The sequence below is a fragment of the Pseudomonas sp. B21-036 genome (assembly GCF_024748925.1).
Lineage (GTDB): Bacteria > Pseudomonadota > Gammaproteobacteria > Pseudomonadales > Pseudomonadaceae > Aquipseudomonas > Aquipseudomonas palmensis.
In genome coordinates this window covers 5,232,653-5,258,206 of the sequence record NZ_CP087178.1, presented here as the reverse complement: position 1 = coordinate 5,258,206, position 25,554 = coordinate 5,232,653, and the positions used below count along the sequence as shown (strand labels likewise).

General features: G+C 65.3%; 18 protein-coding genes. 12 read left to right on the top strand and 6 right to left on the bottom strand.

From position 1 onward, the window contains the following. The first annotated feature begins 28 nt into the window (after nucleotides 1-28). The 6 genes from fdhA to LOY33_RS23970 all read left to right on the top strand — a co-directional run bounded on the left by fdhA (nucleotide 29) and on the right by LOY33_RS23970 (nucleotide 6,905). The gene (gene fdhA, locus LOY33_RS23995) at nucleotides 29-1,228 is read left to right on the top strand and encodes a formaldehyde dehydrogenase, glutathione-independent (RefSeq protein WP_043863640.1); all 1,200 of its coding nucleotides are present in this window, start codon (nucleotides 29-31) and stop codon (nucleotides 1,226-1,228) included. Between the two features lie 195 nt (nucleotides 1,229-1,423). Then, a complete protein-coding gene (locus LOY33_RS23990) occupies nucleotides 1,424-3,778 on the top strand; it encodes a glucose/quinate/shikimate family membrane-bound PQQ-dependent dehydrogenase (protein ID WP_258660286.1) in 2,355 nt (784 codons plus the stop codon). Between the two features lie 182 nt (nucleotides 3,779-3,960). Continuing rightward, nucleotides 3,961-4,527 (top strand): DUF2780 domain-containing protein, encoded by a 567-nt coding sequence (locus LOY33_RS23985; protein WP_043863642.1) that lies wholly within the window; start codon nucleotides 3,961-3,963, stop codon nucleotides 4,525-4,527. A gap of 71 nt (nucleotides 4,528-4,598) precedes the next feature. Next, the gene (locus tag LOY33_RS23980) at nucleotides 4,599-5,027 is read left to right on the top strand and encodes a DUF350 domain-containing protein (protein ID WP_043863643.1); all 429 of its coding nucleotides are present in this window, start codon (nucleotides 4,599-4,601) and stop codon (nucleotides 5,025-5,027) included. 15 nt (nucleotides 5,028-5,042) lie between these two features. Next, nucleotides 5,043-5,738, top strand: coding sequence for a DUF1190 domain-containing protein (locus LOY33_RS23975; RefSeq protein WP_058541810.1), 696 nt, complete (start codon nucleotides 5,043-5,045; stop codon nucleotides 5,736-5,738). A gap of 9 nt (nucleotides 5,739-5,747) precedes the next feature. After that, nucleotides 5,748-6,905, top strand: a complete 1,158-nt coding sequence (locus LOY33_RS23970) for a glutathionylspermidine synthase family protein (RefSeq protein ID WP_258660285.1) — start codon at nucleotides 5,748-5,750, stop codon at nucleotides 6,903-6,905. Here LOY33_RS23970 and LOY33_RS23965 read toward each other — a convergent pair. Next, nucleotides 6,902-7,792: an acyltransferase gene (locus LOY33_RS23965; RefSeq protein ID WP_258660284.1), complete on the bottom strand. Its 891-nt coding sequence runs from the start codon at nucleotides 7,790-7,792 to the stop codon at nucleotides 6,902-6,904. The genes LOY33_RS23970 and LOY33_RS23965 overlap by 4 nt on opposite strands. 180 nt (nucleotides 7,793-7,972) lie before the next feature. Between LOY33_RS23965 and LOY33_RS23960 the strand changes: the two genes are divergently transcribed. The 4 genes from LOY33_RS23960 to creD all read left to right on the top strand — a co-directional run bounded on the left by LOY33_RS23960 (nucleotide 7,973) and on the right by creD (nucleotide 12,157). After that, nucleotides 7,973-8,473: an ATP-dependent zinc protease gene (locus tag LOY33_RS23960; protein ID WP_043863647.1), complete on the top strand. Its 501-nt coding sequence runs from the start codon at nucleotides 7,973-7,975 to the stop codon at nucleotides 8,471-8,473. 141 nt (nucleotides 8,474-8,614) lie between these two features. After that, nucleotides 8,615-9,295: a two-component system response regulator CreB gene (gene creB, locus LOY33_RS23955; protein WP_123753443.1), complete on the top strand. Its 681-nt coding sequence runs from the start codon at nucleotides 8,615-8,617 to the stop codon at nucleotides 9,293-9,295. After that, nucleotides 9,295-10,728 carry a two-component system sensor histidine kinase CreC gene (gene creC / locus LOY33_RS23950; RefSeq protein WP_043863649.1) on the top strand — a complete coding sequence of 478 codons (1,434 nt, stop codon included), beginning with the start codon at nucleotides 9,295-9,297 and terminating at the stop codon, nucleotides 10,726-10,728. The genes creB and creC overlap by 1 nt, the downstream gene beginning before the upstream one ends. A 94-nt stretch (nucleotides 10,729-10,822) precedes the next feature. Next, the gene (creD, locus tag LOY33_RS23945) at nucleotides 10,823-12,157 is read left to right on the top strand and encodes a cell envelope integrity protein CreD (RefSeq protein ID WP_258660282.1); all 1,335 of its coding nucleotides are present in this window, start codon (nucleotides 10,823-10,825) and stop codon (nucleotides 12,155-12,157) included. A 179-nt stretch (nucleotides 12,158-12,336) separates the two neighbouring features. On the opposite strand, the gene LOY33_RS23940 is transcribed toward creD, so the two are convergent. The 5 genes from LOY33_RS23940 to aceE all read right to left on the bottom strand — a co-directional run bounded on the left by LOY33_RS23940 (nucleotide 12,337) and on the right by aceE (nucleotide 21,021). Continuing rightward, nucleotides 12,337-12,969 carry a glutathione S-transferase gene (locus LOY33_RS23940; RefSeq protein ID WP_043863651.1) on the bottom strand — a complete coding sequence of 211 codons (633 nt, stop codon included), beginning with the start codon at nucleotides 12,967-12,969 and terminating at the stop codon, nucleotides 12,337-12,339. A 9-nt stretch (nucleotides 12,970-12,978) separates the two neighbouring features. Further along, nucleotides 12,979-13,644: a peptide-methionine (S)-S-oxide reductase MsrA gene (gene msrA, locus LOY33_RS23935; RefSeq protein WP_043863652.1), complete on the bottom strand. Its 666-nt coding sequence runs from the start codon at nucleotides 13,642-13,644 to the stop codon at nucleotides 12,979-12,981. 69 nt (nucleotides 13,645-13,713) lie between these two features. Then, nucleotides 13,714-16,407, bottom strand: a complete 2,694-nt coding sequence (locus LOY33_RS23930) for a GGDEF and EAL domain-containing protein (RefSeq protein ID WP_043863653.1) — start codon at nucleotides 16,405-16,407, stop codon at nucleotides 13,714-13,716. Nucleotides 16,408-16,724: 317 nt separating this feature from the next. Next, nucleotides 16,725-18,362 (bottom strand): dihydrolipoyllysine-residue acetyltransferase, encoded by a 1,638-nt coding sequence (gene aceF, locus LOY33_RS23925; RefSeq protein WP_258660281.1) that lies wholly within the window; start codon nucleotides 18,360-18,362, stop codon nucleotides 16,725-16,727. Between the two features lie 13 nt (nucleotides 18,363-18,375). Continuing rightward, complete coding sequence (aceE, locus tag LOY33_RS23920; protein ID WP_043863655.1) at nucleotides 18,376-21,021, bottom strand: pyruvate dehydrogenase (acetyl-transferring), homodimeric type; 2,646 nt, start codon at nucleotides 21,019-21,021, stop codon at nucleotides 18,376-18,378. Between the two features lie 383 nt (nucleotides 21,022-21,404). On the opposite strand from aceE, the gene glnE reads away from it, so the two are divergent. Both glnE and waaF read left to right on the top strand, forming a co-directional pair. Next, on the top strand, nucleotides 21,405-24,341 hold the full coding sequence (gene glnE, locus LOY33_RS23915) for a bifunctional [glutamate--ammonia ligase]-adenylyl-L-tyrosine phosphorylase/[glutamate--ammonia-ligase] adenylyltransferase (protein WP_258660279.1): 2,937 nt from the start codon (nucleotides 21,405-21,407) through the stop codon (nucleotides 24,339-24,341). 163 nt (nucleotides 24,342-24,504) lie between these two features. After that, nucleotides 24,505-25,554 carry a lipopolysaccharide heptosyltransferase II gene (waaF, locus tag LOY33_RS23910; RefSeq protein ID WP_043863657.1) on the top strand — a complete coding sequence of 350 codons (1,050 nt, stop codon included), beginning with the start codon at nucleotides 24,505-24,507 and terminating at the stop codon, nucleotides 25,552-25,554.

Here is a 25,554-nt window from a genome sequence, read left to right as displayed (position 1 = left end):
CATAACAACAATCGAGCGAGGTGAAAGCATGTCTGGCAATCGTGGTGTGGTGTACCTGGGCGCAGGCAAGGTCGAGGTGCAAACAATCCCCTATCCCAAAATGCAGGACCCACGTGGGCGCAAGATCGAACACGGCGTGATCCTGCGGGTGGTCTCCACCAATATCTGCGGCTCCGACCAGCACATGGTGCGCGGTCGTACCACTGCCCAGACCGGCCTGGTGCTGGGGCACGAAATCACCGGCGAGGTCATCGAGAAAGGCCGTGACGTCGAGAACCTGCAACTGGGCGACCTGGTCTCGGTGCCGTTCAACGTGGCCTGCGGGCGCTGCCGCTCGTGCAAGGAACAACACACCGGCGTGTGCCTGAGCGTCAACCCGGCCCGCGCCGGCGGCGCCTACGGCTATGTCGACATGGGCGACTGGACCGGCGGGCAGGCCGAATATGTGCTGGTGCCCTACGCCGACTTCAACCTGCTCAAGCTGCCCGACCGCGACAAGGCCATGGAGAAGATCCGCGACCTGACCTGCCTCTCCGACATCCTGCCCACCGGCTACCACGGTGCGGTCACCGCAGGTGTCGGCCCCGGCAGCACGGTGTACGTGGCCGGTGCCGGCCCGGTCGGCCTGGCCGCTGCCGCCTCGGCGCGGCTGCTGGGTGCGGCGGTGGTGATCATCGGTGATGTGAACCCGGTACGTCTGGCCCATGCCAAGGCCCAGGGCTTCGAGGTCGCCGACCTGTCCCAGGACACCCCGCTGCACGAACAGATCGCCAACCTGCTGGGCGAGCCGGAGGTGGACTGCGCGGTCGATGCGGTGGGCTTCGAAGCCCGTGGCCACGGGCATGCCGGGGCCCAGCACGAAGCGCCGGCCACGGTGCTCAACTCGCTGATGGGGGTGGTGCGGGTCGCCGGCAAGATCGGCATCCCCGGCCTGTACGTGACCGAAGACCCGGGCGCGGTGGATGCCGCAGCCAAGATGGGCAGCCTGAGCATCCGTTTCGGCCTGGGCTGGGCCAAGTCCCACAGCTTCCACACCGGGCAGACCCCGGTGATGAAGTACAACCGCGCCCTGATGCAGGCCATCATGTGGGACCGCATCAACATCGCCGAGGTGGTCGGCGTGCAGGTCATCAGCCTGGATCAGGCGCCCGAGGGCTACGGCGAGTTCGATGCCGGCGTGCCGAAGAAATTCGTGATCGACCCGCACACGCTGTTCAGCGCAGCGTAAGACCAATGTCTACCCGGTTTCAGGCCCCTGAAGCCGGGCTGACAGACAAATTGTCGCAGTAGCCCGCAATTTTTTGTTACCCTTAAACGTACTAACTGGTTAACAAGCAAGCTACCTAAATGCGCCGACTATGCTCGGGATTGGGTCGGCCAACTGTTGACGGTGGTTTTTCACTACGTTTAGGACGGTAATCACATGAACGAACAGGCAGGTGCTCCGGGCACCGCAAAGTGGCTGCTGGGAGGTCTGGGCATCCTGATCGCCCTGATCGGCCTGGTGCTGGCAGGGGGCGGTGCGTACCTGAGCAGCCTCGGTGGTAGCTGGTACTTCCTTCTGATGGGCCTGGCGATGCTGGTCAGCGGTGTGCTGATCGCGCGGCGCAAGCCGTCGGGCGCCTGGCTGTACGCGGTGGCCCTGGTACTCACCGCGATCTGGGCGGTGTGGGATGCCGGCCTGGACTTCTGGCCGCTGGTCTCGCGGGTACTGACCTTTGCCGTGATCGGCCTGGTCATCGCGCTGGTGTTCCCGAGCCTGCAACGCGCCGACGGTCGTGCGGCCGGGCGTGGCGCGTTCGCGGTGGCCGGTGTGCTGGCCGTTGGCGTGGTCGCCACCCTGGGCTACATGTTCGTGCCCACCCACGTGGTCACCGCCAGCAGCGAGCCTGCGGTGCAGCCGGTCAAGCCGGGCACCGAGCAGAAGGACTGGGCGCACTGGGGCAACACCACCGCCGGCAACCGCTTTGCCGCGCTGGACCAGATCAACAAGGGCAACGTCGACAAGCTGCAGGTGGCCTGGACCTTCCATACCGGTGACGTGCCGCAAAGCACCGGCGCCGGTGCCGAAGACCAGAACACGCCGCTGCAGATCGGCGACACCCTGTATTCCTGCACCGCCTACGGCAAGGTCTTCGCCCTGGACGTGGACACCGGCAAGCAGCGCTGGATGTTCGACCCCAAGGGCAGCGCGCCGAACTGGCAGCGTTGCCGTGGCCTGGGCTACTCCGAAACCCCGCTGGCCGCCGACTCCGGCCCGCAGGCCTGCGCCAAGCGCCTGTTCCTGCCCACCGGCGATGCCCGCCTGATCGCGATCAACGCTGAAAACGGCGAAGCATGTGCCGACTTTGGCGATAACGGCGTGGTCGATCTGAGCGTCGACATGGGCGAGATCAAGCCGGGCTATTACCAGCAGACCTCCACCCCGCTGGTGGCCGGCGATGTGGTGATCGTCGGTGGCCGCGTGGCCGACAACTTCTCCACCGGCGAACCGCCGGGCGTGGTGCGTGCCTATGACGTGCGTACCGGCGAGCTGGCCTGGGCCTGGGACCCGGGCAACCCGAACATCACCAAGCGTCCGCCCGAAGGCCAGACCTACACCCGTGGCACGCCCAACGTGTGGTCGGCGATGTCCTATGACGCCAAGCTGGGCCTGGTGTACCTGCCGACCGGCAACGCCACCCCGGACTTCTTCGCCGGCACCCGTACCGAACTGGACGACAAGTACAGCTCCTCGATCGTGGCGCTGGACGTGAAGAACGGCCAGGTGCGCTGGCACTTCCAGACCACCCACCACGACCTGTGGGACTTCGACCTGCCGGCCCAGCCGCTGCTGTACGACATCCCGGATGACAAGGGTGGCGTGCAACCGGCGCTGGCCCAGGTGACCAAGCAGGGCGAGATCTTCGTGATCAACCGTGAAACCGGTGTGCCGATTGCCAAGGTCGAAGAGAAGCCGGTGCCCCAGGGCAACGTGCCGGGCGAGCGTTATTCGCCGACCCAGCCGTTCTCGGTAGAGATGCCGTCGATCGGCAACCAGACCCTGAAAGAGTCGGACATGTGGGGCGCGACTCCGTTCGACCAGCTGCTGTGCCGCATCTCGTTCAAGGGCATGCGCCACGAGGGTGTGTACACCCCGCCAGGGCTGGACCCGGCGTTGCAGTTCCCCGGGTCGCTGGGTGGCATGAACTGGGGTAGCGTGTCGGTCGACCCGACCAGCAACTACATGTTCGTCAACGACATGCGTCTGGGCCTGGCCAACTACATGATCCCGCGTGCAGACATTCCCAAAGGTGCCAGCGGCATCGAGATGGGTGTGGTGCCGCAGGACGGTACGCCGTATGGCGCGATGCGCCAGCGCTTCCTGTCCGCGGCCGGTATTCCGTGCCAGAGGCCGCCGTTCGGCACCATGTCGGCCATCGACCTGAAGACCAGAAAACTGATGTGGCAGGTGCCGGTCGGTACCGTGCAGGACACCGGGCCGCTGGGCATCCGCATGCACCTGCCGATCCCGATCGGCATGCCGACCCTGGGCGCTTCGCTGTCGACCCAGTCGGGCCTGCTGTTCTTTGCCGGCACCCAGGACTTCTACCTGCGTGCGTTCGACTCGGGCAACGGCAACGAGATCTGGAAGGCGCGTCTGCCGGTGGGCAGCCAGTCGGGGCCGATGACCTACGTGTCGCCCAAGACCGGCAAGCAATACATCCTGATCAGTGCTGGCGGTGCGCGTCAGTCGCCGGATCGGGGTGATTACGTGATTGCGTACGCCTTGCCGTAGTTGCCGTAGGGCGGGTTGCCATTCTGTTGCAGGAGCCAGCCTTGCTGGCGAAAGCGGCCACCGCGTATCCCTGGATATCGCGGTGCTGCTTTCGCCGGCAAGGCCGGTTCCTACAGGCGATGACGGCGGAACATTCGCCGCAGATACGGGTCGAAACCTCGCTTTCCTACGAGGTCCGCCCCATGAAACGTTTCGCACTGCTCTCCCTGCTGGCACTCGCCACCACCTCGGCCCTGGCCTTCAATCTCAACGATGCCGCCAACGCCGTGTCTGCCATGCAAGGCAACAAACAGCAGGACGCTGCCGTTCAAGCCCCGGCCCCCTCGGCCAACCTGCTCAATACCCTGGGCGACCAACTCGATATCACCCCCGAACAGGCCATTGGCGGCACCGGCGCGCTGCTGGGCCTGGCCAGGCATCAGCTCAGCAGCAGCGACTACTCGCAACTGAGCAAGGCCGTGCCCGGCCTTGACCTGCTGTCCGGCGACAATGCCCTGGGCGGCCTCAGCGGCCTGGGCGAGCTGCTCGGCAAGAGCGGCAATTCCTCGGCCCTGAGCAACGCACTGGGCAACGTCAAGGACACCGACGACCTGAACAACGCCTTCGGCGCCCTGGGCATGAACACCGGCATGATCGCCCAGTTCGCCCCGCTGATCCTGCAGTACCTGGGCCAGCAAGGCGTGGCCGGTTCGCTGCTGCAGAGCCTGGGCGGCATCTGGGGCACCCCGGCCGCCGTGCCTTCGGTGTAAGCCGGCGGTTTGCCGAGGCGGGGCGGTGTGGTATATGTCCCGCCCCGTTCAAGCAAGGAAGTGCGACCCCGATGTTCATGGATGCCCTGAAGATGTCCCTGCCGGCCGATGCCGTGCTGGGTTTTCTGTTCTACATGGCCGGCGCCGCCGTGCTGTTCGCACTCTATGCGTTCATCTATACCCGCCTGACCCCCTACAACGAATTTGCCCTGATCCGCGAAGGCAACAGCGCTGCCGCCATCGCCCTGGGCGGTGCGCTGCTGGGTTTCGCCATTCCCGTGTCCGGGGCCATCTCCCATTCGATCTCGCTGCTCGACTTCCTGCTGTGGTCGGTGATCGCCGGCGCCGTGCAGTTGCTCGCGTTCGTGGTGGTCAGCGTGGTGGTCAAGGGCATGGACGAGCGTATCCGCCGTCAGGAAAACGCGGCCGCCATCCTGCTGGCTGCCGTGGCCATCGGCATCGGCATGCTCAATGCCGCGTGCATGACCCCAGCGGCCTGACAGCGGAGCACAGCCATGAAACGCAGCACGAGCATTCGGCTGATTGCCCTGGGCAGCCTGCCGCTGGCGCTGGCCGCCTGTGACAGTGATCGCAGCGCCACCCGCGTGGTCAGCGAGGTCAAGCGTTACCAGGACGTCGACAGCTGCGCCCTGGCCGGGGTAAGCCGTTCGGTGTGCGACAACGCCTGGAACGTCGCCCGCCAGCACCACGATGCCAACGCCCCACGCTTCACCCGCCTGGAAGACTGCCTGGCCAGCTTCGAGCAGTGCGAGCCAGGTCAGGGCGCGAGCTTCCACATGCCGCGCATGCAAGGCTTCGCCCTGACCACCGAGCGCCAGGTGTATGACGACGGGCTGAACCAGACCTCCAGCACCACCTCGTCGGCCGTGTATGGCGGCGGCGGTGGCCGCTACGACTACGTCAATGTCGAGCCGCGCTACCTGTCGGAGGCGATCTACCACGAGCGTGAAGGGCGCGAAGGGTTCAGGGCCAGCTCGCTGACCGACCAGGTCAACAGCGGCAACCAGTATGCCGGGCTGGTCGAGGACCACGCGCCGTCCAGCCGTTTCAACGGCGGGGCTGGTGCCGATGCCCATGCGTCGGTGCTGCCGGCGCGCTTCATGGCCTCGGCACGGCCCTGGACGGTGGGCAGCCACCCCGGCTTCGCGGCCCATGTACCAGGCCGTGGCGGCTTCGGTTTCGGTTCCTGAGGGCGGGCGATGAAACGTATTGCCTGCACCCCGCGCGCGGACTGGAAAGCCACCGCCGAACATTACGGCTTCAGGTTCCACACCTTCGGCGACGAGCCGTACTGGGACGAGTCGGCGTGCTACCAGTTCACCCTGCGCCAGATCGAGGACGACCTCGAAGAACCCACCCGCCAGTTGCACGAGCTGTGCATGGACCTGGTGGCGCGGGCAGTGGATAGCGAAGAGCTGCTCGACCGCCTGGCCATCCCGCGTGACTACCGCGACCTGATCCGCCGCTCATGGCGCGACGGGCACCCGCATTTCTACGGGCGCATGGACCTGAGCTACGACGGCCATGGCCCGGCCAAGCTGCTGGAAGCCAACTACGACACACCCACCTCGCTGTACGAGGCCGGCTTCTTCCAGTACCTGTGGCTTGAGCAGCAGATGCAGCGCGGTGTACTGCCGGCCGATGCCGACCAGTTCAACAGCCTTGAAGAGAAACTCGGCCAGGTGTTCGGCGCCAACACCTTTGCCACGCCGTTCTACTTTGCCTCGGTCAGGGACTCGCTGGAGGATCGTGGCACGGTGCAGTACCTGTGCGACATTGCCACCGCCGCCGGGCTCGATACACGCCTGATCGATGTGGAAGACATTGGCCTGAGCCCGGCCGGGCGTTTCATCGACCACAGTGGGGCGCCGATCCCCAGCCTGTTCAAGCTCTACCCGTGGGAAGACATGTTCCACGACCGCTACGGCCCGGCGATTGCCGGCAGCGGCACGCTGTTCGTCGAGCCGCCCTGGAAGGCGCTGCTGTCGAACAAGGGCATGCTGGCGCTGCTGTGGGAGCAGCACGAAGGGCACCCGAACCTGCTGCCCGCATTCATCGACGCCACGCCCGAACGGCCGCTGGCGCCGGGGTGGGTGCGCAAGCCGTTCTTCTCGCGGGAAGGGGCGAATGTGGAGATTCATACCCCTGACGGGCAGCGGGTGAAGGAGGAGGGGCCGTATGGCAGTGGCCCCCACGTGATCCAGCAGTTTCATGCCTTGCCACGGTTTGCCGGCAGCCACACGGTGATCGGCAGCTGGGTGGTTGGCGATCAGCCGGCAGGCATCGGCATTCGCGAGGACAACTCGCTGATCACCAAGGACAGCAGCCGCTTCGTGCCCCACGCGATCATCGGCTAGCGGCGCAGCTCCTGGCGCAGTTGCTCGATGCGCGCGTCCTTGTCGTGCCACAGCTGGTTGACCCAGTCCTGTACGCTGCGCCGGAATTGCGGGTCGTTCTCGTAGTCGCCGCGCCACAGGGCCGGGTCCAGTGCGCGTACCTGGATGTCCACGATCACCCGCGGCACTGCACCGCTGACCAGGTCCCAGAACCCCGGCGCGGTGTCGCCGGGGTACACCAGGGTCACGTCGAGCAGGGCGTCGAGCTGTTCGCCCAGCGCGGCGAGCACGAACGCCACGCCGCCGGCCTTGGGCTTGAGCAGGTGGCGGAACGGCGAGCCCTGGGCATCGCGCTTGGCCGGGGTGAAGCGGGTGCCTTCGAGGTAGTTGACCACGGTCACCGGCTGGCGCTTGAACAGCTCGCAGGCGGCCTTGGTGATCTCCAGGTCCTGGCCCTTGAGGTGCGGGTGGCGTTCGAGGAAGGCCTTGCTGTAGCGCTTCATGAACGGGTAGTCCAGCGCCCACCAGGCCAGGCCCAGGAACGGCACCCAGATCAGTTCCTTTTTCAGGAAGAACTTGAAGAACGGAATGCGCCGGTTGAACACCTGGATCAGCGCGGGAATATCCACCCAGCTCTGGTGGTTGCTGACCATCAGGTAGGAGGTGTCCAGGCGCAGGTCGGCGGCGCCGCACACGTCCCAGCGGGTGGGGATGCACAGGGCGAAGATCAGCTTGTCGATCTCGGCCCAGGTCTCGGCGATCCACATCACCGCCCACGAGGCGTAGTCGCGGTAGCGGCCGGGCAGTACCAGCTTGAGCAGGGCGAAGACCAGCAACGGGCCGATCAGCACCAGGGTGTTGAGCAAGAGCAGCAGGGTTACAAGACTGCCGGTAAGCAGGCGGCGCATAAGAAAACTCTGATTTTCGGTTAGGCGGTCGGCCATGATAAGCAGGGATTCGGTTCAGGCCAAATTCTGGGCAGCCCACGGCGCGGACAAATGTTTCACATTGTGTTGAATACCCTGTGGCGACGAACCTATGCTGCTGCGGCAGTCTAAACACAGACTTTTCTCAAGGAAGCTGACCCGGTGAAATCCGTACTTGCACTGCTTTCCCTGCTGGCCTTGCCGGTGATGGCCGCCGAGCCGACCCTGTATGGCCGTTATGAATACATTGGCGTGGCGGACCTCGACCAGACGTTCAAGGCCAAGATGGACACCGGCGCGCTGACCGCGTCGCTGTCGGCCAAGGACATCGAGCGCTTCAAGCGCGATGGTGAGGACTGGGTGCGGTTCCGCCTGGCGACCAAGGATGCCGACGGCAAGGTGTATGAACACAAGGTGGCGCGCATCAGCAAGATCAAGAGCCGCGCCGATGAAGACGAGGACGGCGAAGCACCCGACCCGGCCAAGCGTCCGGTGGTGGAGCTGGAGTTGTGCCTGGGCGACGTCAAGCGCACGGTGGAGGTCAACCTGACCGACCGCAGCAGCTTCAACTACCCGCTGCTGATCGGGGCCAAGGCGCTGCGCGAGTTCGGCGCGGCGGTGAACCCGGCGCGCCGGTTTACGGCGGGCAAGCCTGAATGCTGAGTTGAATCCATCGCGGCTCAAGCCCGCTCCCACAAGGGCCGTCGTTCTCCCGTGGGAGCGGGCTTGAGCCGCGACAGGGCCTTGTCAGTCGAGGGATAATCCCCTACAAGTGCACCCAAACCTGCCAGGCCTGCACCGCTCATGCCCCACATACTGATTGTCGAAGACGAAGCGGCCATCGCCGACACCCTGATCTTTGCCCTGCAAGGAGACGGTCACAGCACCGAATGGGTGACCCTGGGCAGCGCCGCGCTGGAACAGCAGCGTCAGCGCCCGGCTGACCTGATCATTCTCGATATCGGCCTGCCGGATATCAACGGCTTCGAAACCTGCCGCCAGCTGCGCCGCTTCAGCGAGGTGCCGGTGATGTTCCTCAGCGCCCGCGATGGGGAGATCGACCGCGTGGTGGGCCTGGAGATCGGTGCCGACGACTATGTGGTCAAACCCTTCAGCCCGCGTGAAGTGGCGGCGCGGGTACGCGCCATCCTCAAGCGCATGACCCCGCGCAGCGAACCCGAGGCCCCCGAAACGCCCTTCAGCATCGACTCCCAGCGCCTGCAGATCAGCTATCGCGGTCAATCGCTCAACCTCACCCGGCACGAATTTCGCCTGCTGCAATGCCTGCTCGAACAACCCGAACGGGTGTTCAGCCGCGAACAACTGCTGGATGCCACCGGCGTGCCGGCCGAGGCCGGCTACGAGCGCAACGTCGACAGCCACATCAAGAGCCTGCGCGCCAAGCTGCGCACCGTGCAGGCCGACGCCGAACCTATCCAGACCCACCGCGGCCTGGGCTACAGCTACAGCCCCGGGCACAGCTGATGCGCCTGGGCATCCGCATCTTCCTGGTGTACTTCCTGTTCGTCGGGCTGACCGGCTACTTCATTCTCAACACCGTGCGCGAACAGGTGCGCCCGGGTGTGCGCCAGTCCACCGAGGAAACCCTGGTGGACACCGCCAACCTGCTGGCCGAGATTCTGCGCGACGAGGTCAAGGCCGGCACCCTCGGCCAGGGCCGGCTGCCCGAGCTGCTCAAGGCTTACGGCAAGCGCCAGCCCAGGGCCGATATCTGGGGCCTGGCCAAGAACGAGGTCAACCACCGCATCTACGTCACCGACGCCAACGGCAAGGTGTTGCTCGACTCCAGCGGCGAAGCCCTGGGCCAGGACTATTCGCGCTGGAACGACGTGTACCTGACCCTGCGCGGCGAGTATGGCGCCCGCTCCACCCGCAGCGATCCGGACGACCCGGAGTCGTCGGTGATGCACGTGGCGGCGCCGATCATCGATGCCGGCAAGATCATCGGCGTGGTCACCGTGGCCAAGCCGAACAAGTCGTTGCAGCCGTATATCGATCGCTCCGAGCGGCGCCTGTTCAACCTGGGCCTTGGCCTGATCGTGCTGGGCCTGCTGGTGGGCGCCGGGCTGTCGTGGTGGCTGGCGCGCTCGCTACGTCGGCTGACGCGCTATGCACAGGCGGTCAGCGAGGGTGAACGCGTGGCCTTGCCGCATTACCGCGGCGGCGAGCTGGCGCAACTGGCCGGTGCGGTGGAGCGCATGCGCACGCAGCTGGAGGGCAGGGCGTATGTGGAGCGCTACGTTCACACCCTGACCCACGAGCTGAAAAGCCCGCTGGCGGCGATTCGCGGGGCCAGCGAGCTGCTGCAGGGGCCGATGAGCGACGAGCAGCGCCAACGCTTTGCCAGCAATATCGAAAGCGAGAGCGCGCGCATGCAGCAGTTGATCGAGCGGCTGCTGGACCTGGCTCAGGTCGAGCAGCGCCAGGGCCTGGAAGACCAGCAGCAGGTGCCGCTGGCGGCGCTGGTGGACGAGGTGCTGCTGGCCCAGAGCGCGCGCATCGAAAGCGCCGGCCTGCAGGTGCGCCAGCGGGTACCGGCCAGCGTGCGGCTGCTGTGCGAGCCGTTTCTGCTGCGCCAGGCCATCGGCAACCTGTTGGAGAATGCCCTGGACTTCACCCCGCCGGGCGGCCTGCTGGTGGTCGACCTGGAGACACGGGGCCCACGGCTGGCGCTGAGCCTGTACAACCAGGGGGCGGCGATCCCGGACTATGCCCTGGGCCGGCTCAGCGAGCGCTTCTACTCGCTGCCGCGCCCGGGCACGGGGCGCAAGAGCACAGGCCTTGGGCTGAACTTCGTCGAGGAAGTGATGCAGCTGCATGGCGGCTCGCTGGAGGTGGCCAACGTCGAGGACGGTGTGCGGGTGCGCCTGTGGCTGCCCAACGAGCGGCTGGGCTGAGCTCCACGCACTCTCCACATAACTCCACACAAGCGCCCAACCCGCTCCATGCACGGCGGGCAGACTGGCTCCATCGAAACCGGAGCCATTGCCCATGAACCGAACCCTGAGCATCAAACTGGGCGCCATCGCCTTTCTGATCGTGTTGCTGCTGATACCCCTGCTGATGATCGGCGGCCTGATCCAGGACCGCCAGCAGCAGCGCGACAGTGTGGTCGAGGATATCGCCCAGAGCTCCAGCTACAGCCAGCAGATCAGCGGGCCGCTGCTGGTGGTGCCGTACCGCAAGATCCAGCGCACCTGGAAAACCGTGGATGGCAGCACCCAGCAGCAGACCAGCACGGTGGCCGGGCATCTGTACTTTCTGCCCGAAACCCTGGAGGTCGACGCCAAGGTCGACACCGAGCTGCGTTCGCGGGGCATCTACCAGGCGCGCCTGTTCCACGCCGACAACCGCATCAGCGGGCAATTCAAGGTGCCGGCGCAGTGGGGCATCACCGAAGACTTCGACGATTACCGCTTCGACCCGGCGTTTCTGGCCGTGGGCATCAGCGATATCCGCGGTATCGAGAAGAGCCTGGAACTGAACGTGAATGGCCAGTCGCTGGCCTTCGCCGCGGGCACGGGGCTGGGCTGGCTGGGCGGCGGTGTGCACGTGGCGCTGCCCGACCTCGACGGCCGCGCCGAGACCCGCCTGGACTACGCCTTCGACCTTAGCCTGCAGGGCACCGGGCGCCTGCATCTGCTGCCGGTAGGGCGCAGCACCACGGTGAACATGGCGGCGAACTGGCCGCATCCAAGCTTCATCGGCAACTACCTGCCCATCAGCCGCGAGATCGACGCCCACGGCTTCAGCGCGCGCTGGCAGACCTCGTTTTTCTCCACCAACCTGGAGGATGCGCTGACCCAGTGTGTGGTCAACAACGCCTGCGACGACTTTCACGGGCGCAGTTTCGGCGTGAGCTTCGTCGACCCGGTGGACCAGTACCTCAAGAGCGAGCGGGCGATCAAGTATGCGTTGCTGTTCATTGCGCTGACCTTTGCCGGGTTCTTCCTGTTCGAGATTCTCAAGAACCTCAGCGTGCACCCGATCCAGTACGCGCTGGTGGGTGTGGCCCTGGCGTTCTTCTACCTGCTGTTGCTGTCGTTGTCGGAGCACCTGGGGTTCGGGTTGGCGTATGCGCTGTCGGCGGGCGGCTGCGTGCTGCTGATCGGCTTCTACCTGTGCCACGTGCTGCGCAGCCTGGCGCGCGGGCTGGGGTTTGCGGCGGGGTTGCTGGTGCTGTACGCGATGCTCTACGGGCTGCTGGGCGCCGAGGACTACGCGCTGCTGATGGGCTCGTTGCTGCTGTTCGGCCTGCTTGGGGTGTTCATGGTGCTGACACGCCGCCTGGACTGGTATCAGGTTGGGCAGGGGATCTTGAAATGAGCGGATTGAGAGAGGAACGCACGCTGGGGGCTGTGATGGTGGGGGAAATCAGGTTGATCTGGGCTGCCGAGATCAGCGTCGACTTCATCGCGGGTCAAGCCCGCTCCCACAGGTCCGGTACAAGCCTCAAGGGCAGCAGCAGATCTGTGGGGGTGAGCTTGACCCGTGATGAGGCCCGATCAGGCCACAGAAGGGGCGGTCTTTAGCATCGATTCGCGCTGACTCACCTCGGCATACCAGGCTGCCAGTTTCGGCTGGCGCTCGCGCCAGCCAAGGTCCGGCAGGCGCAGGTCGATGTAGCCCAGCGCGCAGGCCACCCCGATTGCCGCCACGTCGAACACCGAGGCCAGTTCGGCCAGGTGCTCGTCTTCCAGGTGCGCCAGCGCGCGCCGGATCTTGTCCTGCTGGGCGTCGACCCACGGCGTCCAGCGCTTCTCTTCAGGGCGCAGGAAGGTCTCGTAGCGCGCCACCACCGCCGCGTCCATGATCGCATCGGCCAGCGACGCCAGGGTCAGGCGCCGCCAGCGCGCCGGGCCCTCGCGCGGGATCAGCGGGTTGCCCACATGCTGATGGTCGAGAAACTCGACGATCACGCGGCTGTCATGCAGCACCGTGCCGTCCTCCAGGCGCAACGCCGGGATCTTGCCCGCCGGGTTGCCCAGGTTCAGCTCGGCATCGGTCTTGATCGGGCTCAGGTCGACGGGATGCAGGGCTACCCGCTCGGCCTGCCCGGTTTCGTGCAGCAGCACGCGAACCTTGCGCACGAACGGCGAGGCGGCGGCATGGAACAGGGTCATGCTCGGTGTGCTCATGGCGTGGCCTCAGTTGCCTTGCAGGCTGGGTGGCAGGCACACGCCAGTGCCGCCGATGCCGCAGTAGCCATTCGGGTTCTTGGCCAGGTACTGCTGGTGATAGGCCTCGGCGAAGTACACGGTCGGTGCCTGGGCGATCTCGGTGGTGATCTGGCCGAAACCGGCCTTGTTCAGCTCGGCCTGGTAGGCCTGCCTGCTGGCCTCGGCCAGTTCCAGCTGTTCGGGGCTGGTGCAGTAGATGGCCGAACGGTACTGGGTACCGACGTCGTTGCCCTGGCGCATGCCCTGGGTGGGGTTGTGCAGCTCCCAGAACATGGTCAGTAGGTCCTGGTAGCTGACCTTGGCCTTGTCGAACACCACCAGCACCACTTCGGTGTGGCCGGTCAGGCCCGAGCAGACTTCTTCGTAGGTGGGGTTGGGGGTGAAACCGCCGGCGTAGCCGACCACGGTGCTGACCACACCTTCACGCTGCCAGAAGCGCCGCTCGGCGCCCCAGAAGCAGCCCAGGCCGAAGATCGCGAAATCGACGTCTTCGAAGAACGGGCCCAGCAGCGGTGTGTCTTCGAACACGAAATGCTTCTCGGGCAGCGTCATCGGGGTCTCGCGACCCGGCAGCGCCTGTTCGGCGGCAGGCAGTACGTTTTTGTTCACCAGAATCTCCGAGCGCAGGACCATGGGCGGTTCCTCTTCAAGGCAGGATGTGTAGGGGGTAGACCCGTAGTGTGCCCGAGTGTTTCGCCGCTGTCAGGCGATTGGGCCACGCGGATAGCGCTTGAGTTTTTCGATCAGCTCGCTGCCGGGGATCGGCCGGTCGAACAGGTAGCCCTGGCCGACGTCGCAGCGGTGGCGGCGCAGGAACGCCAGCTGTTCGGCGGTCTCGATGCCTTCGGCCACCACCTTGAGCTTGAGGTTGTGAGCCATGGCCACCACTGCCGAGGTGATTTCCATATCGTCCTGGTTGTCCGGGATCTCGTGGATGAAGCTGCGGTCGATCTTGATGATGTCGATCGGGAATTTCTTCAGGTAGCTGAGCGAGGAGTAGCCGGTGCCGAAGTCGTCCATGGCCAGGGTCAGGCCCAGTTGCTTGAGCTCGTCGAGCTGGCGGTGGGTATCCTCGGTGGCTTCGAGCAGCAGGCCCTCGGTCAGTTCCAGTTCCAGCAGGTGTGGCGGCAGGGCTTCTTCCTTGAGGATGTTGGCGATCGAGCTGACCAGCTCCGGGTCGGAGAACTGCTTGGGCGACAGGTTGATCGCCACCTGCAGGTTGCCCATGCCCTCGGTGCTCAGCAGCTGGCTCATGCGGCAGGCCTGGCGCGCGATCCACTTGCCGATGGGGATGATCAGCCCGGTTTCCTCGGCCACGCTGATGAACTGGTCGGGGCGGATCATGCCCCGCTCCGGGTGGTTCCAGCGTAGCAAGGCCTCCAGGCCGAGCAGGCGGCCGCTGCGCAGGCACAGCTTGGGCTGGTAGAACACGTCCAGTTCGTTCTGGGTCAGGGCGCGGCGCAGGTTGTTTTCCACGAACAGCTTGTAGCTGGCCTCGGCGTTGAGCGCCTCGGTGAACACCTGCACCTGGTGCTTGCCGTTGGCCTTGGCCTTGTGCAGGGCCAGGCCGGCGTTCTTCATCAGGGTCTGCGGGTCGCGCCCGTGCAGCGGCGCACACGCCAGGCCCACCGAGCCGGTCACGCTGATCAGCTGGTTGTCGACGAACATCGGCTTGTCGAGGGTGTTGAGCAACTGCTGGGCCACCTGCTGGCCGGCATCCAGGCTGCTGTCCTCCAGCAGCACGGCGAACTCGTTGCTGGCAAAGCGCGCCAGGCTGCCACCGGGGCTCAGGCTGTTGCGCAGGCGCCGGGCCAGGCTGATCAGCAGCTTGTCGCCGGTCTGGTGCCCGAGGCTGTCGTTGATGCGCTTGAAGTTGTCGATGTCCACCAGCAGCAGGCAGATGGGGCTGTCGCTGTCGCGCTCGAAGCGCTCGTCGAGGCTGCGGATGAACGCCGGGCGGTTGCCCAGGCTGGTGAGGTTGTCGGTGTAGGCCAGGCGTTCGATGCGCTGCTGGGCCAGCTTGCTCTGGGTGATGTCTTCGTAGATGCCGATGTAGTGGGTCAACTCGCGGTTGTCGCCATACACCTTGGAGATCGACAGTTGGCCCCAGTAGGGCTCGAGGTTCTTGCGCCGACTCTTGAATTCGCCCTGCCAACTGTTGCCCATGGCCAGGCTCGATGGCGAGTCGAACAGCAGCTCGCTGAGGTTCTCCAGTGCGGTGAGCTCGGACAGGCGGTGGCCATGCACCTCTTCGGGTGTGTACTGGGTGATCTCGGTAAAGCTGGGGTTGACGTATTCCACCACGCCATCGCGGTTGACCAGCAGAAAGGCGTTGGCGCTTTGTTCCACCGCGCGCTGGAACAGGTGCAGGGCGCTGGTGGCGGTGCGCCGGTTGTGGTTGTTGATGACCTGGGCGAACTGGTCGGCCAGCTCACCGGCAAAGGCGATTTCATCCGATTGCCAGGCCCGGGTCGAGCCGCTGTGTTCCAGGCAGAGCACGCCGACCACCTGGCCGTCGATGCGGATGCTGGCATCGAGCATGGCGTGGATACCGCGCTGGCGCAGGCTCTCGGAGATTTCGCGGGTGCGTGGGTCGCGCGCCGCGTTGTGCGCATCGATGGCGCGGCTGGTGTGCAGCGCCTCGAGGTAGTCGGGAAATCGCCCGGCATCGATCGCCTCGGGCAGGCGGTACTCCTGGGTGGCGCGGTAGAACGCCGAGATCGGTTCCAGTTGCTGGCCTTCCAGGTACCAGATGCTGGCGCAGTCGATGCTGTAGATTTCGCAGGCACTGCGGGTGATCAGCTCGGCGGCTTCCTGCAGCGAGTTGTCGGCGCTGTAGCGCTGGCGCGCCAGGCGCAGGATCAGGTCCTGCTGGGCGCGTACCCGCTCCAGGTGCTCGAGCTGTTCCTGCTGCGCCTGCTGGTTGAGCTGCAGGGCGATCTGCAGGCGGTTGTTGCGGGTTTCGAGTTCTGCCGCCGAAAGGTCGGGTGTGTCGTTGGGCTGGGCATCGAGCACCAGCAGATAGCCGCGCAGCAACTGGCGGTTGTGCTGCCGGTAAGCTTCGCCCAGCTCCAGCATATTGAGCGGGCCCAGGCTGGTGTGCAGGGTATAACGCACCAGGTAGTACGGACGCTGCGCCAGTTGCAGCTCGATGGTGTCGTGCAGCTTGTAGCGTGCCTCGGGCTCCATCAGGCTGGCATAGGGCGAGCCGATCAGCGCACACAGGTCGACGGCCGCCTGGCCGAACTGACGCTCGCAGCCCGGGTCGAGGAACAGCATGGCCCAGCTGGCCTCATTCAGCCGCTCGAAACGCAGCATGCCGAGCCGCGAAGGCACCGGCAACTGCGTCACTACCTCGGCCACCGTACGGCTGGCGGCATCAGGTTGGCTTTTCATGGGAAGCTCGCTTCAAGAAGGCTGTTGGCGCGGGCTGGGCGAAGTGCTGCTACGCGTTTGAGCAAGGTTGCATCATGTGCTTGAGGCTGACAAGCAATAGAGTGGCCTGGCTTGATCTGTATCGGCTGACAGGTACAAATTCTTCAGTAATGCCGCGACGGATTGCGTCTGGCGGTGCCGCTCAAGGTGGGACGTTGAGCGGCACGGCATGAATCGCAGGCAAAAAAAGCCCCGCCAGATGGCGGGGTTGAGGTACGAGCGTGGCAGCTCGAAAACAGTGTCCGTGCTCCCCGGCAGGGGAGCACGGCGTGCAGCAGTTACAGCAGCATGGTGCGGATGTCGGTCAGCAGCTCGCCCAGGCGCTTGGTGAAGCGCGCGGCAGCGGCACCGTTGATCACGCGGTGATCGTACGACAGCGACAGCGGCAGCATCAGCTTGGGCTGGAACGCCTTGCCATCCCACACCGGCTGGATGGTGGCCTTGGACACACCCAGGATCGCCACTTCCGGTGCGTTGACGATCGGCGTGAAGCCGGTGCCGCCAATGTGACCGAGGCTGGAGATGGTGAAGCAGGCGCCCTGCATGTCGTCGGCAGAAAGCTTCTTGGTGCGGGCCTTTTCAGCCAGGGCCGCCGCTTCTGCAGCCAGCTGCAGCAGGCTCTTCTGGTCGACGTTCTTGATCACGGGGACCAGCAGGCCGTCTGGCGTATCCACGGCGAAACCGACGTTGACGTACTTCTTGCGAATGATCGCCTTGCCGCTAGGGGCCAGCGACGCGTTGAAGTCCGGCAGTTCCTTGAGCAGGTGCGCACAGGCCTTGAGCAGCAAGGGCAGCACGGTCAGCTTGACGCCGGCTTTCTCGGCCACGGCCTTCTGCGCAACGCGGAAGGCTTCCAGCTCGGTGATGTCGGCGCTGTCGAACTGGGTCACGTGCGGCACGTTCAGCCAGCTGCGGTGCAGGTTGGTGGCGCCAGCCTGCATCAGGCGGGTCATCGGCACTTCTTCGGTTTCACCGAAGCGGCTGAAGTCGACTGCCGGGATCGGCGGGATGCCCGCACCACCGGTCGCGCCGGCAGCCGGTGCTTCCTTGGCCTTCTGCATCATGGCCTTGACGTACACCTGCACGTCTTCCTTGAGCACGCGGCCGTGCGGGCCGCTGGCAGCCACGGCGCTCAGCTCGACGCCGAACTCGCGGGCCAGCTGACGCACGGCAGGGCCGGCGTGAACCTTGGCACCGCTTGGCGCTGGCGCAGCGGCCGGGGCCGGTGCGGCTTCGGCCTTGGCAGCCGGTGCGGCGGCAGGCGCAGCAGCCGGGGCCGCTTCAGCCTTGGCAGCCGGTGCAGCAGCGGCAGGCGCTGCTGGCGCGGCGGCGCCCTGGACCTTGAGCTTGAGGATGAAGTCGCCAGTGCCGACTTCGTCTTCGAGCTTGACGCCGATGCTTTCCACCACGCCGGCAGCCGGCGACGGGATTTCCATCGAGGCCTTGTCGGACTCCAGGGTAATCAGCGACTGGTCGGCTTCGACGCTGTCGCCGACCTTGACCAGCAGCTCGATGATCTTGGCCTTGCCCGACGAGCCGATGTCCGGCACGTGGATGTCCTGCACAGTGGCAGCCGCAGGTGCAGCGGCCGGTGCCGGGGCAGCCTCTGCAGCCGGGGCGGCAGCAGGCTTTTGTTCGGCGGCAGGCGCAGCGTCAGCCAGTGCCTCGGGCGCCGCAGCGGCGCCCTCGACTTCCAGTTCCAGCAGTTCGTCGCCTTCTTTCAGGCGGTCGCCCAGCTTGACCTTCAGGGCCTTGATCACACCGGCCTTGGGGGCCGGGATCTCCATGGATGCCTTGTCCGACTCCAGGGTCAGCAGGCTCTGGTCGGCTTCGATACGGTCGCCGACTTTGACGAACAGCTCGATGATTTCACCTTCACCGCTGCCGATGTCAGGTACGCGAATGAGTTCGCTCACTTAAAAATACTCCTCAGCAGTCCAGTGGGTTGCGCTTGTCCGGGTCGATGCCGAACTTGGTGATGGCATCGGCCACGACCTTCGGTTCGATCTCGCCACGGTCAGCCAGGGCTTCCAGGGCAGCCAGCACCACGAAGTGACGGTCGACTTCGAAGAAGTGACGCAGCTTCTTGCGGCTGTCGCTGCGACCGAAGCCATCGGTACCCAGGACCTTGAATTCCTTGCTCGGTACCCACTGACGAATCTGCTCGGCGAACAGCTTCATGTAGTCGGTAGAGGCGATGACCGGGCCCTTGCGGCCGCCCAGGCACTCCTCGATGTAGGTCTGCTTGGGCTTCTGGCCAGGGTGCAGGCGGTTGCTGCGCTCCACGGCCAGGCCGTCGCGACGCAGTTCGTTGAAGCTGGTGACGCTCCACACGTCGGCACCGACGTTGAACTCTTCACGCAGGATCTTCGCCGCTTCACGCACTTCGCGCAGGATGGTGCCGGAGCCCATCAGCTGGACGTGGTGCGCTGCGTCCTTGGTGTCTTCCTCGAGCAGGTACATGCCCTTGATGATGCCTTCCTCGACACCGGCCGGAATGGCAGGCTGCTGGTAGGACTCGTTCATCACGGTGATGTAGTAGAAGACGTCCTGTTGCTCTTCGGTCATCTTCTTCATGCCGTCCTGGATGATCACCGCCAGCTCGTAGCCGTAGGTCGGATCATAGGTGCGGCAGTTCGGGATGGTCGCGGCCAGCATGTGGCTGTGACCGTCTTCGTGCTGCAGGCCTTCACCGTTGAGGGTGGTACGCCCGGCAGTACCGCCGATCAGGAAGCCACGGGTGCGGCTGTCGCCAGCGGCCCAGGCCAGGTCGCCGATACGCTGGAAGCCGAACATCGAGTAGAAGATGTAGAACGGCAGCATCGGCTGGTTGTGGTTCGAGTACGAGGTACCGGCGGCGATGAACGACGACATGGCGCCGGCTTCGTTGATGCCTTCCTCGAGGATCTGGCCCTTCTTGTCCTCGCGGTAGAACATCACCTGGTCCTTGTCGACGGGCTCGTAGAGCTGACCGACGGACGAGTAGATGCCCAGCTGGCGGAACATGCCTTCCATACCGAAGGTACGCGCTTCGTCCGGGATGATCGGGACGATGCGCTGGCCGATTTCCTTGTCCTTGACCAGCTGCGCGAGGATGCGCACGAAGGCCATGGTGGTGGAGATTTCACGGTCGCCCGAGCCGTCCAGGATCGCCTTGAGGGTTTCCAGTGGCGGGGTCGGGATGCTGAAGCTCTTGGCCCGGCGCTGTGGCACGAAACCGCCCAGGGCAGAACGGCGCTCGCTCAGGTAACGGGCTTCGGCGCTGCCTTCTTCAGGCTTGAAGAACGGCAGGTTCTCCAGGTCTTCGTCCTTGACCGGGATGTCGAAACGATCGCGGAAGTGACGCAGGCTGTCGACGTCGACCTTCTTGGTGTTGTGCGCGGTGTTCTTGGCTTCGCCAGCACCGGTGCCGTAACCCTTGATGGTCTTGGCCAGGATGACCGTAGGCTGGTCCTTGTGGTTGACCGCCTGGTGGTAGGCTGCATAGACCTTGTACGGGTCGTGGCCACCACGGTTGAGCTTCCAGATCTCGTCGTCGGACAGGTCGGCGACCATGGCCTTGAGTTCCGGGGTGTTGAAGAAGTGCTCACGGACGAACGCGCCGTCCTTGGCCTTGTAGTTCTGGTACTCGCCGTCGATGACTTCGTCCATGCGGCGCTGCAGGATGCCGTCGACGTCCTTGGCCAGCAGTGGGTCCCAGAAACGGCCCCAGACCACCTTGTTGACGTTCCAGCCACCACCACGGAACACGCCTTCGAGTTCCTGGATGATCTTGCCGTTGCCGCGAACCGGGCCGTCGAGGCGCTGCAGGTTGCAGTTGATGACGAAGATCAGGTTGTCCAGCTTCTCGCGGCCTGCCAGGGAGATCGCGCCCAGGGATTCCGGCTCGTCGCACTCGCCGTCGCCCATGAAGCACCAGATCTTCTGCTTGCCGGCAGGGATGTAGCCGCGGCTTTCCATGTACTTCATGAAACGTGCCTGGTAGATCGCCTGGATCGGGCCCAGACCCATCGACACGGTCGGGAACTGCCAGAAGTCAGGCATCAGCCACGGGTGCGGGTAGGACGACAGGCCTTGACCATCGACTTCCTGACGGAAGTTGTTCATCTGGTCTTCGCTGATGCGGCCTTCCATGAAGGCACGGGCGTAGACGCCCGGCGAGGCATGGCCCTGGAAGTAGATCAGGTCGCCGCCGTGCTCGTCGGTCGGGGCCTGGAAGAAGTAGTTGAAGCCGATGTCGTACAGCGTGGCGCTGGAGGCGAAGCTGGAGATGTGGCCGCCCAGGTCCGAGTCTTTCAGGTTGGTGCGCATTACCATGGCCAGCGCGTTCCAGCGGACCAACGAGCGAATGCGGCGTTCCATGAACAGGTCGCCAGGCATGCGTGCTTCGTGGGTGACGGGAATCGTGTTGCGGTATGGCGTGGTGATGGCATACGGCAGCTGGGAGCCACTACGGGTGGCCAGCTCGCCCATACGGGTCATCAGATAGTGAGCGCGGTCTTCGCCTTCTTTGTCGAGAACCGACTCCAGGGCGTCCAGCCATTCCTGGGTTTCGACGGGATCGAGGTCTTGCATGGCTTGCTCCAGGGCGGAAAGGCTTCCAGAATCGGTTGCCTGAGTTTGCGACTGGCCTTTTGGGCAGACGACATGAAATTCTTGGATTACCGGGCGTTGTACCGGCGGCGTGTAGTTTTACTACAAATCGATCCTCATTACATGCGTTGACAGTAAAAAAGCAGTAGTAAAACTACACGGATAAGGCTCGTGGCCCCTGCTCGGGTTGTGGGATAAAACGATACCGGTGGTTAAAAACTGGTCGGCATGCGGTTGTTTGCGATGATTTCTATCAAAGAATTACGTTTTTCAGCTATTTATGACCTTTGTACGACAGTCGAACCGTACGCCGAGTTCCCTTGCCCAAGTGCCACCAACCCTTTCACGCCGATCAAGGATAGACCATGAGCCTGCCCCTGCTGGCCGAACTGCCCGCTGCCCTGCAACCGCTGGTCAGCCGTAATGCCACCTCTTTGCGCAACGCCGTCGCGGCCGTCGACGGGCTGAGCCTGGACGACTGGAACGAGCAGCGCTGGGCCGAGTTCGCCCGCGTGGCGACAGCCAGCGATTTCGTGCTTGAACAGAGCGTGCGCGACCCGGCGATGCTGCTGGCCCTGGCCGCCAGCGGCGAGCTCGACCGCGCCTTCGCCGCCGGCGAGCTGTGTGCCCAGGTGGCCGGCGCGGCGCAGGCCGCCGGCAGCGAAGACGAACTGGCGCGCAACCTGCGCCGCCAGCGCACCCGCCAGCAGGTGCGCATCATCTGGCGCGACCTGACCCGCCAGGCCGACCTGGTGCAGACCTGCCGCGACCTGTCCGACCTGGCCGATGCCGCCATCGACCAGGCGTATCAATGGCTGTACCCGCGCCTGTGCGCGCAGTTCGGGACCCCCACCGGCAATCGCAGCGGCCTGCCCCAGCAGATGGTGGTGCTGGGCATGGGCAAGCTGGGGGCGGTGGAACTGAACCTGTCGTCGGACATCGACCTGATCTTCGCCTACCCCGAGGGCGGCGAAACCGTGGGCGTGAAGCGCCCGCTGGACAACCAGGAGTTCTTCACCCGGCTGGGCCAGCGCCTGATCAAGGCACTGGACCCGATCACCGTCGACGGCTTCGTGTTCCGCGTCGACATGCGCCTGCGCCCCTACGGCTCGTCCGGCGCGCTGGTGCTCAGCTTCAATGCACTGGAGCAGTACTACCAGGACCAGGGCCGCGACTGGGAACGCTACGCCATGATCAAGGCCCGTGTGGTGGCCGGCGACCAGCAGGCCGGCGCGCAGCTGCAGGACCTGCTGCGCCCGTTCGTGTACCGGCGCTACCTGGACTTCTCGGCGATCGAGGCACTGCGCACCATGAAGCAGCTGATCCAGCAGGAGGTGCGGCGCAAGGGCATGGCCGAGAACATCAAGCTGGGCGCCGGTGGCATCCGCGAGGTGGAGTTCATCGCCCAGGCGTTCCAGCTGATCCACGGCGGGCGCGACCTGAGCCTGCAGCAGCGACCGTTGCTCAAGGTGCTGGCGACGCTCGAAGGCCAGGGCTACCTGCCGCCGGCGGTGGTGAGCGAGCTGCGCGAGGGCTATGAGTTCCTGCGTTATACCGAACACGCCATCCAGGCCATCGCCGACCGCCAGACCCAGATGCTGCCCGACGACGAACTGGACCGCGCACGTATCGCCTTCATGCTCGGTTTTGCCGACTGGGCGAGCTTCCACGCGCAACTGATGCACTGGCGCGGGCGCATCGACTGGCACTTCCGCCAGGTGATCGCCGACCCCGATGAAGAGGAAGGCGAGGAGGGCGAAGTGGTGGTCGGTGGCGAGTGGCTGCCGCTGTGGGAAGAAGCCCAGGACGAAGAGGCCGCCTGCCGCCAGTTGACCGACGCCGGCTTCGCCGATGCGGCCAGGGCGCTCAAGCAGCTGGCCAGCCTGCGCGCCAGCCCGCAGTTGCGTGCCATGCAGCGCCTGGGCCGCGAACGCCTCGATGCCTTTATACCGCGCCTGCTGGCGCAGGCGGTGGAGCATGCCGACCCGGACCTGGTGCTCGAACGCGTGCTACCGCTGGTGGAGGCCGTGGCGCGGCGATCGGCCTACCTGGTGCTGCTGACCGAAAACCCCGGTGCGTTGCGCCGCCTGCTGACCCTGTGCGCCGCCAGCCCGTGGATCGCCGAGCAGATCACGCGCTTCCCGCTGCTGCTCGATGAACTGCTCAACGAAGGCCGCCTGTTCAGCCCGCCCCAAGCACCGGAGCTGGCCGCCGAGCTGCGCGAGCGTCTCACGCGCATCCCCGAGGATGACCTTGAACAGCAGATGGAAGCGCTGCGTCACTTCAAGCTGGCCCACAGCTTGCGCGTGGCCGCCTCGGAAATCGCCGGCAACCTGCCGCTGATGAAGGTCAGCGACTACCTGACCTGGCTGGCCGAAGCCATTCTCAACCAGGTGCTGGCCCTGGCCTGGCGCCAGACCGTGGCGCGTCATGGCCAGCCAAAGCGCAGCGATGGCAGCCTGTGCGACCCCGGCTTCATCATCGTCGGCTATGGCAAGGTCGGCGGCATCGAGCTGGGCCACGGCTCGGACCTGGACCTGGTGTTCATCCACGACGGTGACCCCCAGGCCGAGACCGATGGCGCCAAGCCCATCGACAGTGCGCAGTTCTTCACCCGCCTGGGTCAGCGCATCATTCACCTGCTGACCACCCAGACCAACTCCGGCCAGCTGTATGACGTGGACATGCGCCTGCGCCCGTCCGGCGCTTCGGGTTTGCTGGTGAGTTCGCTGGGCGCCTTCGAGCGCTACCAGCGCAACGAGGCCTGGACCTGGGAACACCAGGCACTGGTGCGTGCGCGGGTGCTGGTGGGCTGCCCGCAGGTGGGGGCGGCCTTCGAGGGGGTGCGGGCACAGGTGCTGGGACAGGCCCGCGACCTGGACAAGCTGCGGGCCGAAGTCAGCGACATGCGCGCCAAGATGCGCGACAACCTCGGCACCCGGGCGACCCAGGCCGGGCTTGGGCCCAACGCCTTCGACAGCGGGGTTGCCTTCGATATCAAGCAGGATGCCGGTGGTATCGTCGATATTGAATTTATGGTGCAATACGCGGCCCTGGCCTGGTCCCACACGCACCCGGCACTGCTGCGCTACACCGACAACATCCGCATTCTCGAAGGGCTGGAGGAGGTCGGGCTGATGCCGGCCAGCGATGCAATTTTGTTGCGTGAAGTGTACAAGGCCTTCCGCTCCGCCGCGCACCGCCAGGCCCTGCAGAAGCAGGCCGGGGTGATCGACGCCGGGCAGTTCGTCGACGAGCGCCGGCAGGTACGGCGTATCTGGGGCGAGCTGGGGTTGACCTGAACGCGGGCTGAACAGCCACCAGGCGATACGGCGCAATGAAGCGGCGGCGACCACGTCCTACACTGAGTGGCGTACACTGGTCGCACCACGCCTGATTATAAAGAGGGGAGGCCAGGCTGTTGGAAAACAGGCTGTAGCCTCCCTGATCGTTTCTGGATAAAGCATGAGAATTTTGATCATTGGGCCCAGTTGGGTGGGCGACATGGTAATGGCGCAGACGCTGTTCCATGTGCTGAAGCAGCGTCACCCCGCGTGCGTGATCGATGTGCTGGCACCCGAATGGAGCCGCCCGATCCTCGAGCGCATGCCCGAAGTGCGCCAGGCCTTGAGCTTCCCGCTCGGCCACGGCGCGCTGGAACTGGCCACGCGCCGGCGCATCGGCAAGTCGCTGGCCGGTCAGTACGACCAGGCGATCCTGCTGCCCAATTCGCTCAAGTCTGCGCTGGTGCCGTTCTTTGCCGGTATCGCGCAGCGCACCGGCTGGCGTGGCGAGCTGCGCTACGGCCTGCTCAACGATGTGCGCACCCTCGACAAGGCGCGCTACCCGCTGATGATCGAGCGCTTCATGGCCCTGGGCTACCCCGCCGGTGCCGAGCTGCCCAAACCCTACCCGCGCCCCAGCCTGCAGATCGAGACCGCCAGCCGCGATGCGGCGCTGGCCAAGTTCGGCCTGAGCCTGGACCGCCCGGTGCTGGCGCTGTGCCCCGGCGCCGAGTTCGGCGAGGCCAAGCGCTGGCCCTCGGAGCATTACGCCAAGGTCGCGGAAATCAAGATTCGCGAAGGCTGGCAGGTGTGGCTGTTCGGCTCCAAAAACGACCATGCGGTGGGTGAATCGATCCGCGAGTGGCTGATCCCGGGCCTGCGTGAAGAGTCGGTGAACCTCAGCGGCGAGACCTCGCTCGCCGAGGCGATCGACCTGCTGTCGTGCAGCGATGCGGTGGTGTCCAACGATTCGGGGCTGATGCACGTGGCTGCAGCGCTCAATCGCCCGCTGGTGGCGGTGTACGGGTCGACCTCGCCGGGCTTCACCCCACCGTTGGCCGACCAGGTCGAGGTGGTGCGCCTGGGGCTGGAATGCAGCCCGTGCTTCGACCGCACCTGCCGCTTCGGCCACTACAATTGCCTGCGTCTGCTGGAACCGGAGGCGGTGGCCTCGGCGTTGCAGCGGCTCAACGGTCCGTCGCTGGTCGACGTCACGGTCGAGGTCGATTAA